Source organism: Methylobacterium sp. AC315 (assembly GCF_979253755.1).
This window is the reverse complement of record NZ_CEEDEA010000003.1, coordinates 296,793-311,932: the sequence shown is the minus strand read 5'-3', so window position 1 is coordinate 311,932 and position 15,140 is coordinate 296,793. Positions and strand designations below refer to the sequence as shown.

General features: G+C 71.4%; 16 protein-coding genes and 1 tRNA gene. 6 read left to right on the top strand and 11 right to left on the bottom strand.

Going from position 1 to position 15,140, the window contains the following annotated elements; translation table 11 throughout:
* Positions 1–99: 99 nt before the first annotated feature.
* Both AC0IY0_RS06685 and AC0IY0_RS06680 read right to left on the bottom strand, forming a co-directional pair.
* A complete protein-coding gene (locus AC0IY0_RS06685) occupies positions 100–315 on the bottom strand; it encodes a hypothetical protein (protein WP_147855183.1) in 216 nt (71 codons plus the stop codon).
* A 28-nt stretch (positions 316–343) separates the two neighbouring features.
* The gene (locus tag AC0IY0_RS06680; RefSeq protein WP_147855182.1) at positions 344–586 is read right to left on the bottom strand and encodes a hypothetical protein; all 243 of its coding nucleotides are present in this window, start codon (positions 584–586) and stop codon (positions 344–346) included.
* Between the two features lie 251 nt (positions 587–837).
* Between AC0IY0_RS06680 and AC0IY0_RS06675 the strand changes: the two genes are divergently transcribed.
* Positions 838–1,038, top strand: a complete 201-nt coding sequence (locus AC0IY0_RS06675; protein WP_147907104.1) for a hypothetical protein — start codon at positions 838–840, stop codon at positions 1,036–1,038.
* 155 nt (positions 1,039–1,193) lie between these two features.
* Here the strand turns inward: AC0IY0_RS06675 and AC0IY0_RS06670 are convergent.
* The 3 genes from AC0IY0_RS06670 to AC0IY0_RS06660 all read right to left on the bottom strand — a co-directional run bounded on the left by AC0IY0_RS06670 (position 1,194) and on the right by AC0IY0_RS06660 (position 2,548).
* A tRNA-Gly gene (locus AC0IY0_RS06670) sits at positions 1,194–1,268 on the bottom strand.
* Between the two features lie 108 nt (positions 1,269–1,376).
* Complete coding sequence (locus tag AC0IY0_RS06665) at positions 1,377–1,841, bottom strand: NUDIX domain-containing protein (RefSeq protein WP_419830015.1); 465 nt, start codon at positions 1,839–1,841, stop codon at positions 1,377–1,379.
* 11 nt (positions 1,842–1,852) lie between these two features.
* Complete coding sequence (locus AC0IY0_RS06660) at positions 1,853–2,548, bottom strand: fumarylacetoacetate hydrolase family protein (RefSeq protein WP_147907103.1); 696 nt, start codon at positions 2,546–2,548, stop codon at positions 1,853–1,855.
* A 135-nt stretch (positions 2,549–2,683) separates the two neighbouring features.
* Between AC0IY0_RS06660 and AC0IY0_RS06655 the strand changes: the two genes are divergently transcribed.
* Complete coding sequence (locus tag AC0IY0_RS06655) at positions 2,684–4,135, top strand: FAD-binding oxidoreductase (protein ID WP_471763362.1); 1,452 nt, start codon at positions 2,684–2,686, stop codon at positions 4,133–4,135.
* On the opposite strand, the gene AC0IY0_RS06650 is transcribed toward AC0IY0_RS06655, so the two are convergent.
* From AC0IY0_RS06650 to AC0IY0_RS06630, 5 genes are read right to left on the bottom strand one after another with little or no spacing between them, the layout of a single operon-like run.
* On the bottom strand, positions 4,132–5,184 hold the full coding sequence (locus AC0IY0_RS06650) for a glycosyltransferase (protein ID WP_471763361.1): 1,053 nt from the start codon (positions 5,182–5,184) through the stop codon (positions 4,132–4,134). The two genes, AC0IY0_RS06655 and AC0IY0_RS06650, sit on opposite strands and share 4 nt — an antisense overlap.
* Positions 5,181–6,098: a glycosyltransferase family 2 protein gene (locus AC0IY0_RS06645; protein ID WP_147907100.1), complete on the bottom strand. Its 918-nt coding sequence runs from the start codon at positions 6,096–6,098 to the stop codon at positions 5,181–5,183. The genes AC0IY0_RS06650 and AC0IY0_RS06645 overlap by 4 nt, the downstream gene beginning before the upstream one ends.
* A gap of 48 nt (positions 6,099–6,146) precedes the next feature.
* Positions 6,147–7,283 carry a glycosyltransferase gene (locus AC0IY0_RS06640; RefSeq protein ID WP_147907099.1) on the bottom strand — a complete coding sequence of 379 codons (1,137 nt, stop codon included), beginning with the start codon at positions 7,281–7,283 and terminating at the stop codon, positions 6,147–6,149.
* Between the two features lie 8 nt (positions 7,284–7,291).
* The gene (locus tag AC0IY0_RS06635) at positions 7,292–8,206 is read right to left on the bottom strand and encodes a glycosyltransferase family 2 protein (RefSeq protein ID WP_187193552.1); all 915 of its coding nucleotides are present in this window, start codon (positions 8,204–8,206) and stop codon (positions 7,292–7,294) included.
* On the bottom strand, positions 8,196–10,250 hold the full coding sequence (locus tag AC0IY0_RS06630) for an HAD-IIB family hydrolase (protein WP_471763360.1): 2,055 nt from the start codon (positions 10,248–10,250) through the stop codon (positions 8,196–8,198). The genes AC0IY0_RS06635 and AC0IY0_RS06630 overlap by 11 nt, the downstream gene beginning before the upstream one ends.
* A 60-nt stretch (positions 10,251–10,310) precedes the next feature.
* Here AC0IY0_RS06630 and AC0IY0_RS06625 point away from each other — a divergent pair, with 60 nt between their 5' ends.
* Together AC0IY0_RS06625 and AC0IY0_RS06620 are read left to right on the top strand one after the other, a co-directional pair.
* On the top strand, positions 10,311–11,351 hold the full coding sequence (locus tag AC0IY0_RS06625; protein ID WP_147907097.1) for a glycosyltransferase family 4 protein: 1,041 nt from the start codon (positions 10,311–10,313) through the stop codon (positions 11,349–11,351).
* Positions 11,351–12,532 (top strand): glycosyltransferase family 4 protein, encoded by a 1,182-nt coding sequence (locus AC0IY0_RS06620; RefSeq protein ID WP_471763359.1) that lies wholly within the window; start codon positions 11,351–11,353, stop codon positions 12,530–12,532. The genes AC0IY0_RS06625 and AC0IY0_RS06620 overlap by 1 nt, the downstream gene beginning before the upstream one ends.
* On the opposite strand, the gene AC0IY0_RS06615 is transcribed toward AC0IY0_RS06620, so the two are convergent.
* Positions 12,520–13,473 (bottom strand): glycosyltransferase family protein, encoded by a 954-nt coding sequence (locus tag AC0IY0_RS06615; protein WP_471763466.1) that lies wholly within the window; start codon positions 13,471–13,473, stop codon positions 12,520–12,522. The genes AC0IY0_RS06620 and AC0IY0_RS06615 overlap by 13 nt on opposite strands.
* A gap of 120 nt (positions 13,474–13,593) precedes the next feature.
* Here AC0IY0_RS06615 and AC0IY0_RS06610 point away from each other — a divergent pair, with 120 nt between their 5' ends.
* Positions 13,594–14,235 (top strand): hypothetical protein, encoded by a 642-nt coding sequence (locus AC0IY0_RS06610; protein WP_471763358.1) that lies wholly within the window; start codon positions 13,594–13,596, stop codon positions 14,233–14,235.
* On the top strand, positions 14,232–14,876 hold the full coding sequence (locus AC0IY0_RS06605) for a hypothetical protein (RefSeq protein ID WP_419829343.1): 645 nt from the start codon (positions 14,232–14,234) through the stop codon (positions 14,874–14,876). Before AC0IY0_RS06610 ends, AC0IY0_RS06605 begins: the two co-directional genes overlap by 4 nt.
* The last annotated feature ends 264 nt before the right edge of the window (positions 14,877–15,140 follow it).

Below are 15,140 nucleotides of genomic sequence, written 5' to 3'. Positions count from 1 at the left end.
CACCGTCTCGCCTGTATGCCCGCGCGGGCGCGGGGCGCAAGGTTCGACGAAGGCCCGGCGGTCGATGCCCCCGGCCCCGTCCGTTCCTAGGCTTCGTGCCTATGCCTCGTGCGCGGCGCCGATATCGACATGGGGCTGTCCGGCATCGACCAGGGCGCGGTCCACGGCCTCGATCGCCAGCAGCGTCCGGGTGAGGTCTTCGGCCATGGAGATCGGGGCCACGTCGATCCCGCCCAATCGCTTGGCGATGGCGTTCCGCTGCCGCGCCAGGGCGCCGCGCGCGCGCTTCAGGTCTTCGACCTCGTCGAGGGTCATCCGCAATCCCTTTCCTGGCCCGGGCCGTTCAGTCGCCGGGCGTCCAGTCGATGGTCGGCCGCTGCGCCAGCATGCGGTCGAAGTAGTTGGCCACCGCCTGAGCCCCATCCGTGTGCATCATCGCGACGGGATGCGCGAGGTAGGCACGGGCGAGATCCATCGGAATCTGGCCGGACTGGAGGGCTTTCAGTACCTCGTCGATGAACGCGTCGTTGGCGTCGTTGAAATCCCCCGACAGCTTCTTGCGGTCGTTGAGCGCCTTGATCGGCATGCGGTGTCCTCTGGTGCGAACGGTAATCGGCGACGAGTGGGTTTGCCGGCGGGCGCGGACATCCTGAGCGGCGAGTCGCGAGATGGACGGCGTGCCTCGACGCGCCGCCCCGATCGAACCTGCGTTGCCGTCAGGCTCGTCCGAGGCGCCGACGGGCCGATCCGACAATTGTGAGCGTGTGATTCCACACTTAAGTAATCACGTGCGCCGGTCGATCGGAGCGGATGTCCGGCGTGGAACGTTTACGATCCATGTCCATCGATTTGATACCCGCCCATAGCGTCGAAGTCATTCCCTGCGCGCGCGATCCGCGCTGCTACCGCTGGGTCATCCGCGCCGGCGGCGGAACCGTCGTGGAACGCTCTCCCTACGCGTTCGTCACGCAGAACGGCGCCCGGATTTCGGGAGAATGCTGGATCCGCGAGCACTTCGCCGACGGCGTGCGCGGCTGAGCGCGGAGCCACGTCAGGCATCGTCCAGCGCACGACAGCGTTCCGGTACGGCCGGCCAACGCGCATCCAAGGATATGCGCGCGGGCGCCACATCGGCCGCAAATGCAAAAAACGCCCGTCGGGCGTTTTGCAAAGATTTGGTTGGGAAGAAAAACTGGAGCGGGCGAAGGGATTCGAACCCTCGACCCCAACCTTGGCAAGGTTGTGCTCTACCCCTGAGCTACACCCGCTCACTAGTGCCTGGCCGCCTGGACTTTCGTGCCGGCGGCCCCCGGCGCGGCTCTCTAAACACCATTCCGCCGGGCGACGCAAGCGTCTCTTTTGCGGTTCCTGTCGATTCACCAATCCGGGTCGGGTGCGAGCCCCTGCCGGATCTCCCGGAGCCGCGCGGCGGTCGCCCGGGTGGTGCCCTCGGGGAGCGCATCCACCGGGAAGAACCCGAAGGCGGCGATCTCGCGGTCGGGGGTCTTGTCCCGCAGCACCGTGAAGGCCGATAGGACGAACACAGCGACGTGGTCCCGGGGCGCCGCCCCGGCGTTCCGGTAGAGCCCGTGGAGGCGCAGGGGCGCAGCGGCAGCGATCTCAGCCTCCTCGCGAAATTCACGCTCCATGGCGGCGACCGCAGTCTCGCCACGCTCGACGCCGCCGCCCGGCAGGTGCCAGCCGCTGACGTAGGTGTGCCGGACCAGGGCTACCCGTCCCTGCGTATCGAGGGCGACGCCGCGCACGCCCAGCGTCATGCCCCGGGACGCGAGGGCCCCGAGGTGGAACAGGCGCCGGAGGAGCGGCCGGTCGAGGAGCATGGTGCGCGCGGTCACACGACGTCGAGGGTCATCTCGCCAAGGCCGGCGATCGCCGCGACCATGCGTTCGCCGCGCCGGACCGGGCCGACGCCCGACGGCGTGCCGGTGAAGATCAGGTCGCCGGGCTGTAGGGTGAAGTAGCGCGACAGGTAGGCGACCTGCTCGGCGACCGACCAGATCATGTCGGCGAGGTCGCCCGTCTGGCGGATCGCGCCGTCCACCGAGAGCGTGATCGCGCCCTTGGCCGGATGGCCGATCGCCGAGGCCGGAAACAGCGGACCGATCGGGCCGGAGCCGTCGGCCGCCTTGCCGAGGTCCCAGGGCCGCGACAGCTTCTTGGCCTCGTCCTGAAGGTCGCGCCGGGTCATGTCGAGGCCGATCGCGTAGCCGTAGACCTGGTCGAGGGCGGTCTCGGTCGGGATGTCGCTGCCGCCGCCGGAGAGCGCGGCCACGAGCTCGACCTCGAAATGGTAGTTCTGCGTCTGGGGCGGATAGGTGTGCGGCGTCGGCTCGGCGCCGACGATCTGCAGGGCGTCGGCCGGCTTCATGAAGAAGAACGGCGGCTCCCGGTCCGGGTCGGCGCCCATCTCGCGGGCATGGGCGGCGTAGTTGCGGCCGACGCAGTAGACGCGGCGCACGGGGAACAGGTCGGTGCTGCCGGCGATCGGCAGGGCGATCCGGGGGGGATTCTGGATGACGGAGAGCATCGCGGCCTCTGGGGTGGAGCGTGCTGGAAACCGGGCGCGGGTGCCCCGGGCGTGCAGGAGCGTTGTAAAGCCTGCCGGGGCCCGCGCCATCCCGGCGCTTGCAACCGGCGCCGGCTGGCCTACAAAATTTCAGTGATGACGCCCCCTTCCCTCTCCCACGACACGCTGCTCAGCGCCCTGCGCGACGGGATCGGCGCGCGCCACGTGCTCACGGAGCCCGAGGACCTCGCGCCCTACCTGATCGAGAGCCGCAAGCTGTTCACGGGCGCGGCGCTGGCCGTGCTGCGGCCCGGGAGCACCGAGGAAGTTGCGTTCGCGGTCCGCGCCTGCACCCAGGCGGGCCTCGCCGTGGTGCCGCTGGGCGGCAATACCGGGCTGACCGGGGGCGGCGTCCCGCAGGGCGGCGTGGTCCTGTCGCTGGAACGGATGGCGCGCCTGCGCGCGGTCGATCCGGTCGACGCCACGATCACGGTCGAGGCCGGGATGATCCTCTCGGAGGTTCAGGACGCCGCCGAGCGGGCCGGCCTGCTGTTCCCGCTCTCTTACGCGTCCCGGGGCTCCGCCCGGATCGGCGGGGGCATCGCCACCAATGCCGGCGGCATCGCCGTGCTGGCCTACGGCAACGCCCGGGACCTCGTCCTCGGGCTCGAGGTGGTTCTGGCCGACGGGCGGGTGTGGAACGGGCTGCGGGCGCTCCGGAAGGACAATGCCGGCTATGACCTGAAGCAGCTGTTCATCGGGTCCGAGGGCACGCTGGGGATCGTCACCGCGGCGGTGCTGAAGCTGTTCCCGCGTCCCCGCTCGACCAGCGTCGCCTTCGTCGGGCTGGACTCGTCCCGCGCCGCCCTCGACCTGTTCGTCTTCCTGCGCACGCGGATGGACCGCGACCTCACCGCCTTCGAGTACCTGCCGCCCTTCGCCCTGGAGATCGTGCTGCGGCACGTCCCGGGCACGGTCCGGCCGCTCTCGGGCGATCACGGCGCCTACGCGCTGATCGAGGTGTCGTCCGCGCGGCCCGACGCCGACACGCGGGCCGAACTCGAAGCCGCCCTCGGGGAGGCCCTGGAATCGGGATCGATCGCCGACGCGGCCATCGGGGCGAGCGGCGCCCAGAACGCCGCGCTCTGGGCCCTGCGCGAGGGCGTGCCGGAGGCGCAGACCCGGGAAGGCGCCTCGATCAAGCACGACGTCTCGGTGCCGCTCTCGACGCTGCCCGCGTTCCTGGAGCGGGCGAGCGCGGCCTGCATCGCGGCGATGCCGGGCCTGCGGCCCTGCGGCTTCGGCCATTTCGGCGACGGCAACATCCACTTCAACCTGACGCAGCCGGCCGGGCTGGATCGCGCCGCGTTCCTGGCGGAATGGGGCCGGTTCAACCGCATCGTGCATGACATCGTGGACGAACTCGGCGGCTCGATCGCGGCCGAGCATGGCGTCGGCCTGATCAAGCGCGACGAGCTGGCGCATTACGCCGACCCGGTCGGGCTCGACCTGATGCGCCGGATCAAGGCGGCGCTCGATCCCGAGGATCGGATGAACCCCGGAAAGGTAATCCCGAACCCCGACGGGGCACCGCCGGCAAAGCCCTAGCCGCGCGCCTGCGCGTAGAGCGCCTCGCAGCGGTCGAGCCAGAGGTCGCGGGTGAACAGGCGCGCGACCCGGGCCTGCGGGATCGGGCGCGGGATGGCCAGCGCCGTGCCGATCGCACCGGCCAGCCCGGCCTCGTCCCCGGCCGCCGCGAGGCATCCGGCCTCGCCGACCACCTCCCGGGCCGCGCCCATGGCGAAGCCCGCGACCGGCAGGCCGCAAGCCATCGCCTCGATCGCCACCAGACCGAACGGCTCGTCCCAGCACGGGGTGAACAGGAAGACCGAGGCGCGGCCGATCTCGGCGGCGAGCGCCCGGCCGTCGAGATGGCCGCCGTAGCGGATCGGGCCGCCGAGCTGCGGGGCGATCCGGTCCTCCCAGTAATCCGGCTCTTCGACCGGGCCGTAGAGCGTCAGCGCGATGCCGGCGCGCCGGGCCGCCGCGATCGCGTGGTGGGCGCCCTTGATCGCCGCAAGCCGCCCGGACCAGGCCGCGCTGCCGTCGCCGCGCTCCCGGAACGGCCAGGCCGCGGGGTCGACGCCGTTATGCAGCACCGACACCTCCGGCGGTGCGCCCTCCGGCCACCAGGCCTGCCCCTGCGCCCGCGACGTCACGGTGATCCGGTGACCCGGGCCAGGGCTGTCGTGAACGAACCCGCGCAGGGCCTCGTAGGGCGGCACGTGCAGGGAGGTGACGGTGGGGACCTGCGCGGTCCGCCGGCGCTCCAGGGGCAGCCGGCTCAGGCTGTTGTTGTGCAGCACGTCGAACCCGCCCGCCGCGATCCGGTCGCAGGCGGCGGCGTAGCCGTCATCGACAGAAGCCCGCAGCCCCGGATCGCCGCGATGCTCGAGACCCGGGAAGACGCGCTCGTGGTGCTCCGGGACCACGGCGTCGATCGCGAAGCGCGGATCGCTGTCGCCAGACGCGAACAGCACGACGTCGTGGCCGCGGGCCGCCAGCCCCTCGGCGAGGTGCCAGCTATGGGCCTCCATACCCCCCGTGAAGGGCGGCGCGACCGGGTGGCGGATATGAGCGAGGAGCGCAATCCTCACGCGGTCGCCGCCGCGCCGACCCGGGATTCCAGATACCGGATGACCGACGCCGAGTTTGTGTAGGGCTGGTGGCTCTGCTGCCCGGTCAGGGCGAGGTCGTCGGCGTCGGGCCGGCGCAGGATCCGGATCGGCTGGTCGGGCGTGTCGTCGATCAGGCCCATGACCCGGAACGCGTAGAGCCAGTGGCCCATGGTCCGGTAGCCCCACTTGGCCTCGAACAGCTCGGCGTTGCGCACGACGCTGTCGAGGTGGTGGACCGGGGGCATGTGGTGCGGGTGGTACTGGTGATAGGCCAGCGCGCCCTTGATCCAGGCGATCGGGGTGCCGCTCTGGTCGAGGATCTTGCCGAAATCGGTGTCCTCGCCGCCATAGCCGGCATAGCGCTCGTCGAAGCCGCCGAGCGCAAGGAAGGTGGCCCGCCGGATCGCGAAGTTGAGCGACCAGAAGCAGCGGTAATCGTTGCACATCTCGATGCCGGAAGCCGGCGGTCCGCGACGGTCGGAATGCCGCTCCGCGCTCGCCGCCAGGTCGGCGTAGCGCCAGGCGCCCGCGGTGGCGCGCTCGGGCAGGTGCAGGACCTCGCCCATCAGCAGGCCGTCGAGCTCGGCGAGCCCGCGCGCGTAATCGGCCACGAGGTCGGGGGCCGGGATGCAGTCCACGTCCAGGAAGACGATGCCCTCGCCGGTGGCCGCGCCCACGCCGCGGTTGCGCGCGGCCGCGAGCGGCAGCTCATGTCCGGAAACCCGGATCTGGCGCACCGGAAACGACGTCTCGGGCAGGTCGTAGAGCTCGTCCTGCATCACCGCGACGATGAATTCGGCGGGGGCCTGCGTCTGGCGCTCCAGGCCGCGCAGCACGTTGCGCAGATGCGCCGGCCGGCCCTTGGCCAGGGTCACGACGGAAACGGTGGACATGCGACAGTCGGGCTCCGGGGGGATGATGGACGGGGTGGCGGCGGGGGATCAGCCGGTCGCGACGACGCGAAGCGGACCCGGCTCTTCGGCGCCCAGCCAAAGCGCGTCGGTGAGCCCTTCGAGCCAGTCGGCGGCGCGGAATGCGGCGTCCGGGGCGTAGAGGCCGTGCAGCACGGAGCCGTCGAGGACGCGGGCACGAGCCAGGAGGTCGCGCCAGCCCTGGAGGTCGCCCGGCCAGGCCGGAGCCTGGACGGCGGCCCCGAGCCGGACCAGGGCTTCGGCCTTGCGGGTCTGCTCGGCGAAGTAGCGCCATTCCGGCATCACGATCAGGCGGCCGCCGACCCGGGCGACCTCGTGGACCGTGTTGTCGCCCGCGGACGCGATGACGATGTCGGCGGCCGCCAGATAGTCGGTGACCGAGGGCACCCAGCCGAGTTCGCGCAGGTTGGCGAAATCGGTCTCGTGACCCTCGCGGTGGGTCGGCCCGAGGGTCAGCCACAGGGCGTCGGGCTCGGCCCGCGCCGCCACGGTGAGCGGCGCGTAAGGCGTGCCGCTGCCGCCGCCGCCGGTCACGGCCACGACGATCTCGCGCTGCGGGTCGAGGCCGAGCTTCGCCCGCGCCTCGGCCCGGTCGGGAATCCGGTCGAGGCTGGTGCACAGGCCGCCGCTGTAGAAGGTCTTGGCGCGCAGCGCCGCCGGGTAGTCCGCCTGCTCCAGCCGCGCGTCGAACGGCGCCAGCATCCCGACGCAGGCCTCGTAGGCGCCGACATGTCCGATATCGGAGCGGTCGCCGTGCATCCGGATCTGCACCGCCGGCACGCTGGCGATCCGGGCGAGCAACGCGATTTCGGCCGAGACGTCGACCACGAACAGGCCGACCTCGCGCGCGTCGAGATGATCGAGGATGGTCCGCATGGTCCGGCGCATCGGGGCGAGCCCCAGGGGCACGCAATGCATCACCTGCGGGGTCGGCTCGGCGTAGAGGCGCGCGGTCGGCACCGCGGCGCCGATCATGTCGGGCAGGGCCACGATCTCGATGTCGCGGGAGAAACCGTCGAAGAGGTGGGGGCCGGCGGTCAGCACTGAGACCGGCCGGTCACGGGCAAATTCGGCGGCGACCGCCATGGTGCGGTTGGCGTGGCCCCGTCCCTGGTGGTGGACGAAGAACGCAATCGGCTTCTTCATGGTCTGCTTCATGAGAACAGGGCGCCGGGACGGAGGGAGGCGACCACCTCCGGGGCGGTCGGCTTGCGGATCAGGCGGATTACCGGGGCGGCCTCGCTCCAATCGATCAGCCCGGCGGCGCGGAACTGGTCGAGCCAGTACGTCATGCACCAGCGCCCGTGGCGGGCGTGGAACCGGACGGCGTTGGCCAGGATCGGCGCGAAGTGCTGCAGGGGCGGCACGTGGACCGGGTGGTGCTGATGGTAGGCACGCGCCCCCGCGACCCAGTCGGTCGGCAGGCCCGTGGCGGCGAGGCGGGCGGCGAAGTCGGTCTCCTCGCCGCCATAACCTGTAAAGCCCTCGTCCATGCCGCCGACCGAGCGCCAGGCCCGAGCCGGCAGGGCGAAGGACAGCCCCCAGAGCTGGCCGGGATCGGGCTCCCGGCGCAGCCCCGTCTCCGGCACCGGAGGCCGTGCCGGGTGGGGGCGGCCGAGGCTGTCGAGGGCTGAGTCGTCGAGATCGGACGCGTCCAGCGCCGGCCCGGCTTCCGGCGGCAGGTACAGAACCTCGCCGAGGAGCAGCCCCCCGGCGCCGGAGGCGGCCGCCGCGTAGGCGCCGACCAGGCCGGAGGCCGGGATGCAATCCACGTCGAGGAAGACCAGCAGGTCGCCGGCGGCGGCCTCGGCGGCGCGGTTGCGCGCGGCGGCAAGCGGCATCGGCTCGCCCGGCACGTGGAGATGACGCACCGGGCAGCCGGGATCGGGCAGGCCGGGGGCGGGCTCGGGCTGCATCCAGGCGATCACCAGCTCGCGCGGGCGCACGGTTTGCCGGGCGAGGCCGCGCATCAGGTTGCGCAGGCATCCGGCCCGGCCGCGCACGAGGGTCAGCACGCTCGGCGCGGGCGTCGGCGATACGGCCTCAGGAGGCTCAATGTCAGGAAGCATGGGCCAGCATCCGGCGGAAATGCGCCACGCCCTCGATGATGCCGCGGGCATGCGAGGCACGGGCGACGTAGGAGTGCTGCAGCGCCGCGTTGCTGGCGAGGTCGTCGGAATAGTTCGCCACGATGATCGCCTGCACCCGCACGCGCAGCATCTCGATGTCGTTGCCCGAATCGCCGGCCACGAACACCGCCCGCTCCGGCAGGCCGTAGAGGGCGCGGACATGGTCCACCGCGGTGCCCTTGGAGGCTGCCGCCGGCAGGACATCGAGGTAGCGGTCGTGGCTGTGGATCACCCGGGCATCGAGACCGGATTCGGCGAGATGCGCTTCGACCTGGCGGGCCGCGGCATCGCCCCCGAAATAGCTCAGCTTGTACGGGCGTTGCTCCAGCGGACCCTGCGGTAGGAGCCCCGGGATGCCGGCGAGCGCCGCGCGCACCGCCTCCCGGTTCCAATCCGCCGCGATCGCCTCGCGCCAGGCGGCATCGGCCGTGTAGGTCACGCCGTTGGCGTCCAGGTGGTAGATCTCGGAGCCGACCGACGTGATCATCACCTGGGGTCGGGGGCTCGCCTGCTGCTCCAGGATCGCCATGGCGCTGTGGAACGAGCGACCGGTGGCGACCCCGAAGGCCAGGCCCGCCTGCTCGCTGCGCCAGCGCCTGAAGATGCCGAGCGCGGCCTCGCAGCCGACCAGGGTGTTGTCGATATCGCAGACCAGCAGCTGCGCAGGCGTCCGCAGGGGCGGCTCTGGGGCGAGCAGGGCCCGCAGCAGGGCGTGGTAGCGCGCGGCGTGCCGGTCCCAGTCGTAGGCGGCCGCGGCGCGGGCCCCGCCGGCCACGTAGCGGGCGCGCAGGGCGGGGTCGGACAGGATGCGCAGGCAGGCTTGCGCGATCGCCGTGGGGTCACGGGGATCGACCAGCAGGCCGTTGCCACAGGTCTCGACGATGTCGTTGGGGCCGCCGCTGTCGGTGGCGACCAGGGGCAGGCCGGCGGCCGACGCCTCCAGCAGCGTCAGGCCGAACGGCTCATTCAGCGCCGGATTGACGAAGATCCCGCCGCGCTCCCGGGCATAGGCGTAGATCGCCGGCACGTCGTCGGGCCTGTGCGTCTTCGGGTAGGCCACGCGGCCGTACAGGTCGTAGCGGTCGATCAGCACCAGCAGGTCGCGCATCGTCGCGGCCATGTCGCCGTCGAGGGCGTCGATGTCGCCGCGGGTGCCGGCCACGATCACCAGGTTGGCCCGGGCCTGCAGCTCCGGGCTCTCGCCATAGGCCTCGACCAGGGCCGCCAGGTTCTTGCGCGCCACCGGCCGGGCCAGCGCCAGCAACAGCGGCTTGGCGGGATCGTCTAGGAAGCGGTCGATCAGGGCATCGACCCGCGGATGCGGCTCGGCGGCGGCGAAGCGCGCGAGGTCGCTGCCCGGCGGCACGACGCGGACGCGGCCGGGATTGTAGGATTCGTAGCCGGCATACTGGACTTCGGCCTCGTCCCTGGACGAGGCGATGACCAGGGTGGCCCGGGCGAGTGCCGCCTCCTCGGTGGCGATCCGGCGGGCGAGGTCGGGGGCTCCGTCGGCGTCACCACCGAGCATCGCGGCCTTGACCCGCCCGAGGGAGTGGGCGGTGAACACGAACGGGATCGCCAGCCGCGCCTCGACGATCGCCGCCACCGCGGCGGCGTCGGCGTAATGGGCGTGGATCAGGTCGGGCGCGCGCGCCTGCCCGGCGATCCAGGCGATGAGGTTCTCGGCGAAGCTCGCGACTTCGGCGTGCATCGCCTCCTTGGACCGGTAACCCGATGCCGCGCTCGGGAGCCGCACCAGCCTGACCTTGTCGGAGATCCGCTCTTCGGGCACGGCGTAGTCCGGGCCGGGCGATCCGTGGAACAAGCGGGTCGCCACCACGATGTCGGCGACGCCGAAATCCTGGGCCGAGGCGGCGACGAGATCCAGCAGGTAGCGGATGTGGCCGCCGGTATCGGCGGTCAGGCCGTAGACGACATCGCGGCCGCGCAGGCAGCCCTGCAGGGCGACGTGCAGGACGAACATCAGGCGTTTGCTGAAGCTGTCGACCGCGCCTGCCAACTTAACTTATGTGAAGAGGGCGTCGTGATCCGTGTTGCCCAAGTCGCGCCGAACATTTTTCCCGTTCCCCCAAACCATCACGGCGGCACCGAGCGGGTTGTGCACGATCTCAGCACGGCGCTTCGAAGCTTGGGCGTGGAAATAACGTTATTTGCCTCCTCGGACAGTGCGACAGACTTACCCCGTGTCGGCGATTACCCGAGCCTCGCGGCCCTGGAACAACGCCACGGCGGGGTCGCGCCCGGGGTTCCGGCGGTGCTCGACGCGCTGCAGCTGGAGGCGCTGCGGCTGCGGCTGCCCGATTTCGACATCGTGCATTGCCACGGCGAGTTCGCGCACGCGGCGCTGCTCGGCGCGGCCCGAACGCGCAGCCTGACCACGGTGCATTGGCGGGTGGACGAGCTCGACCGGGCGCTGTTTTTCGCCGGCTTCCCCGATCTTCCGGTGGCGGCGATCTCGGCCGCGCAGGAATCCGGCATCCCGGCGTCCAACCGCGCCGGGATCGTGCATCACGGCATCGATCGGGACCGCTACGCTTTCCGGGCCGAGCCGGAGGCGCATGTCGCCTTCGTGGGCCGGATGACCGACCAGAAGCGCCCGGACACCGCGATCCGCGTCGCCCGGGCGGCCGGGATGCCGATCCGTCTCGGCGGCACTGTCGATGTCGGCAACCCCGCCTATTTCGACCGCCAGGTCCGCCCGCTGCTCGGGCCCGACGCGACCTATCTCGGGCCGGTGGACGATGCCCAGAAGGGTTCGCTCCTGGGTAGCGCCCGGGCGCTGCTGTTCCCGATCGACTGGCCCGAGCCGTTCGGGCTGGTGATGATCGAGGCGATGGCCTGCGGCACCCCGGTGGTGGCCTGGAACCGCGGATCGGTCCCGGAGATCGTCGAAGACGGCGTGACGGGGTTCATCGTCGAGTCCGAGGCGCAGGCCGTGAAGGCTATGCGAAGAGTCGCCAGCCTCGACCGAGCGCACATTCGAAGAACCTTCGAAGAACGCTTCACCGCCGAGCGCATGGCACGCGATTACCTCGCACTCTACCGTCGCCTGCTCGCCCGCTGATGCGCACGGCGCTCCTGGCCTGGGACTACCCGCCATCCCCTAGCGGCCTCTCGACGGCGGCCCGCGAGATCGCCGAAAGCCTCGCCGAGGCGGGCACCGACGTCACGGTCTTCACCCTAGACCGGACCGGCCGGGAGCGGGTCGGCGGCGTCACCGTGCTCGGTATCGCGATACCGCCTGAAAGCCTGCTGTCGCGACTGCGCCTTTGGGGCACGGTCGGTCATCTCGCGGCGCCGCTGGCCTTCCGGAAATCGGTGCTGGCTGAGCACGCCCGGGCGGCGTTCGCCGTCGTCGAGGCGACGAACTGGTACGCCCCGGCGGTGCTGCTCACAGGCCGCCGGGACCCGCCCATCGTAACGCGCAGCTCGACGCCCGCCGCCTTCACCCGCGAAGGCCGCCCCAACCTGCGCCATCGCCTCGACGGCGCCGCCGCCGACCGACTGGAGCGCCGGCAGGCCAGAAGCAGCGCCGGGCTGATCGCCAACACGGCGGCGCATGCCGGTGTGATCGCCCGGGCCTACGGGCTGTCGGGTGGGAGGCCGGAGGCGGTCATAGGCCTCAGCCTACCGTCGGAGATCGCGGCCGCCGCCCGGGCGGCGCCTTATCCGGCGGACGGGGCGGGACCGGTGCGCCTGCTGTTCGTCGGCCGGGCTGAGGCGCGCAAAGGCTTCGACGCCCTGCTCGACGCCATGGCGATCCTGGCTGCAGAACAGGTGCGAGGCGAGTTTCCGCCCTTCTCGCTCGAACTCGTCGGGGTCCCCCCGGGCGACCTGCCGGCGGACCTGTCGGATGCCGCCAGAAGCCGCATCCGGGCTCGCGGCCGGATCGACGCGGAGGGCCTGGCCGAGGCCTATGCGGGCGCGCACGTCGTCCTGGCGCCCTCGCGCTACGAAAGCTTCGGCCTCGTCTACCAGGAGGCCCTGGCCTATGGCCGGCCGGTGGTGGCCTGCGCCGAGGATGCGAGTGCCCGGGCCTTCGTCGGCGCCCCCGAGGCGGGGCCGCTGGCGCGGGCGGCGACCGGCCCCGCCGTTGCCGAAGCTCTGCGCCCGCTCCTGCGCGATCCCGCCCTGCGTTCGGCCTACCGAGCCCGCGCGCTGACGGCGGCTGGCCGGTTCGACCGGACGAGCCTCGGACGCGAAACCCTGGACCTCTACCGGCGGGCGATCGATCAGGCGCGGTAGGGTCGCAGCAGCGCCTCCCGCTCGTCCGGCCGCCCGCGCCCCGGATCCAGCGCCTCGTAGTGCTGGGAGCGTGCCCGGACATGGGCACCGCTGAGTGCATGGTCGATCGCTCCGTGGAGCGCGATGAAGCTCCGGGGCCAGCCGCCGGGCAGCGCCGGCCGCTCGTGCACGCGGCCGACATAGCGCGTCCCGGTCCGGTTCAGCCGGTACTGCACGTCCGGGTAGACATCCGACAGGATGCCGTCGACACGATTGCACCGGGGAAGCCCAACCGACACGACGTCGCCGGCCTCGGCGAGCGCTGCCAGCGCCGGGAGATGCCTACCGGTCTCGGGATCCAGGACCTCGTCGGCGTCGAGCTGCAGCATCCAGTCGTTGCGGGCGAGGTCCTGCAGAGCGTTGCGTTGGGCGGCGAAATCGCCCGCAAGGGGACGCGCCGCCAGCCGCACGGCGCCGGGAGCGAAGCCCGGAACATTAACGGCAAGCGCCGGGGCAGCCTGCGCATCCAGCAGGATCGCGACATCCGAGGTCCAAACGGCCTGCGCCGGCAGCGCCGCCAGCACGGAGTCCCGCTCGGCCGGGCGGCAGATCACCCCGAGCGAGACCGGACGCCGCTCTGCGCCATCGAGGTCGTACAGGGCGCCTTGGGCGGCGCGCACGCTGTGCGGTTGGAGCAGGGCGATGCGATCAGCCGGGCCGAGGGTGCGGATCCCGCGGCCGAGCCGGGTTGCGGCGCTGCGCAGGGTGTAGAGGTCGAGGCCGTAGCCCGCCTCCGGGTCGGGAACGAAGACGGGCGCGGCGAGCCGCCCAGCAAGATCCCGCCAGCATCGGTCGGCGTCCGCATCCGGATCGATCAGCACGCCGCAGGAGGCACACCCGATTGCGAACAGTCGCCGCCACCCGCCCGGGAAATCGAGGACCCGCGCGTTCGGCGCCAGCATGTCGGCGGCGCAAACGAAGCAGCGGCGTGGGGGCTTCACCGAGCGCTCCGGTTTGTCGCGGCGCCCTGGCGACGCGGAGCCGGTGCCATACCTTGGCTGTTCCTCGCGACCCAGCCGCCCATGTCCATCGCCCTCGACTCCCTCCGCCCGGAGCGCGCTGACCCGCGCGGCTCCATCGCCATCGTCGGAAACGCGCCCGGGATCGGACCGGTCGCGCGCACGATCGACGCGGCCCACCAAGTCGTGCGCTTCAACAACGCCCCGGGCTTCGGCGGGCGCACAGGCTCGCGCGTCACGCATCTGGCCCTGGTCAATCGCGGCGGGCAGATGCGGGAATGGCTGGCCGATCCAGGCTTCCTGGACCGCCCGGTGGTCCGGCAGGCAGAGGCGTTCATCCTGCCGTTCCCGATGCTGCCTGCCGAAGCGAACGCGCCTGAACCGATCTGCTGGACCCGCGAGGCGCTGGTGCTGCTGCGGCCCCTCGGCAAGCCAGTCCATCTCCTGCCCGAGGCCCTGCACGACGAGGCGAGGCGCCGGCTCGCGCGCGGCACCAAGGATTGCCCGAACCCGAGCACCGGCTTCCTGGTGAGCCTCGCACTGCTGCTCGACCGCCCCACGGATTCTGGTGAGGTGAACATCCACGGCTTCGGCTTCGCGGGGTGGCCCGGCCATCCCTGGGCAGCCGAGCGGGCCTGGTTCGCAGAGGCCGCAGCAGCCGGGCGCCTGCGCCTGCACCCACCCGAGGCGTCGGACGCATCATGACCACGCTGATCACCGTCCTCAGGAGTGGCGGGCGCTACGATGCGACCTGGGTCGAGCGCCTGGCCCAGGGCGTGCGCCGCCACGCGCCGGCCTTCGACCGGTTCCTCTGCCTGACCGACCTTCCGCTCGATGTAGCGGGTGTCGAGCGGGTACCGCTGCGGCACGGCTGGCCGGCCTGGTGGGCCAAGATGGAGGCGTTCCGTCCAGGCCTCGTGCGCGGCACGGCCCTGCTGTGTGATCTCGATACCGTCCTCACCGGACCGGCCGACGCCCTGGCCGAGCCCGGCTTCGCCGCCATGGAGGATTATTTCCACCACGGCCGGCTCTCCAGTGCCCTGTTGCGCTGGGACGGGGACGAGCTCGCAGGCCTCTACGCGACCTTCACGGCCGATCCCGCGCGCTGGATGGCGGCCGGTTCCTGCGGCCCGGTCCCGAACGCGGTGCATGGAGACCAAGTCGTGATCGATCACCTGCTCCGCCGAGACGGCCGCTATCCGGATTTCATCCAGAACGTCCATCCGGGCCTGTTGGATTTCTATGATCCCCGTCGCGAGGCTCATGGCCCAGTCGTAATCTTCATCGGCGCTGCGAAGCCAGATACGGCTACCGGTCCTGTGCTCGACGCATGGAAGCATATTTGACGTACTCTGAAGTCCGTCACACCCAAATATACCAGTTAAAAATATCAAATAATACCTCGCTGAAATTGATCAATATCGGCCATTATACCTTGAGTTCCTATGAACACAGCGCCTCGATAGACCCTGTCCCAGCCATCAGCGCTGCGGACAGTATCCGCAGACCTGGGTTGACGGCGGTGCCTGTGCCACGCCGAGGAACCTGAAGAAGGCGTTGCGGACGGGAATGGCGGGCCCGATCCGTGCGCGAAATACGCATCCGAATTG

Excerpts from the sequence above, each read along its gene's own strand:
- AC0IY0_RS06685 (WP_147855183.1), bottom strand. The coding sequence starts at position 315 with ATGACCCTCGACGAGGTCGAAGACCTGAAGCGCGCGCGCGGCGCCCTG.
- AC0IY0_RS06680 (WP_147855182.1), bottom strand. The coding sequence starts at position 586 with ATGCCGATCAAGGCGCTCAACGACCGCAAGAAGCTGTCGGGGGATTTC.
- AC0IY0_RS06675 (WP_147907104.1), top strand. The coding sequence starts at position 838 with ATGTCCATCGATTTGATACCCGCCCATAGCGTCGAAGTCATTCCCTGC.
- AC0IY0_RS06665 (WP_419830015.1), bottom strand. The coding sequence starts at position 1,841 with ATGCTCCTCGACCGGCCGCTCCTCCGGCGCCTGTTCCACCTCGGGGCC.
- AC0IY0_RS06660 (WP_147907103.1), bottom strand. The coding sequence starts at position 2,548 with ATGCTCTCCGTCATCCAGAATCCCCCCCGGATCGCCCTGCCGATCGCC.
- AC0IY0_RS06655 (WP_471763362.1), top strand. The coding sequence starts at position 2,684 with ATGACGCCCCCTTCCCTCTCCCACGACACGCTGCTCAGCGCCCTGCGC.
- AC0IY0_RS06645 (WP_147907100.1), bottom strand. The coding sequence starts at position 6,098 with ATGTCCACCGTTTCCGTCGTGACCCTGGCCAAGGGCCGGCCGGCGCAT.
- AC0IY0_RS06640 (WP_147907099.1), bottom strand. The coding sequence starts at position 7,283 with ATGAAGAAGCCGATTGCGTTCTTCGTCCACCACCAGGGACGGGGCCAC.
- AC0IY0_RS06635 (WP_187193552.1), bottom strand. The coding sequence starts at position 8,206 with ATGCTTCCTGACATTGAGCCTCCTGAGGCCGTATCGCCGACGCCCGCG.
- AC0IY0_RS06630 (WP_471763360.1), bottom strand. The coding sequence starts at position 10,250 with ATGTTCGTCCTGCACGTCGCCCTGCAGGGCTGCCTGCGCGGCCGCGAT.
- AC0IY0_RS06620 (WP_471763359.1), top strand. The coding sequence starts at position 11,351 with ATGCGCACGGCGCTCCTGGCCTGGGACTACCCGCCATCCCCTAGCGGC.
- AC0IY0_RS06615 (WP_471763466.1), bottom strand. The coding sequence starts at position 13,473 with ATGCTGGCGCCGAACGCGCGGGTCCTCGATTTCCCGGGCGGGTGGCGG.
- AC0IY0_RS06610 (WP_471763358.1), top strand. The coding sequence starts at position 13,594 with ATGTCCATCGCCCTCGACTCCCTCCGCCCGGAGCGCGCTGACCCGCGC.
- AC0IY0_RS06605 (WP_419829343.1), top strand. The coding sequence starts at position 14,232 with ATGACCACGCTGATCACCGTCCTCAGGAGTGGCGGGCGCTACGATGCG.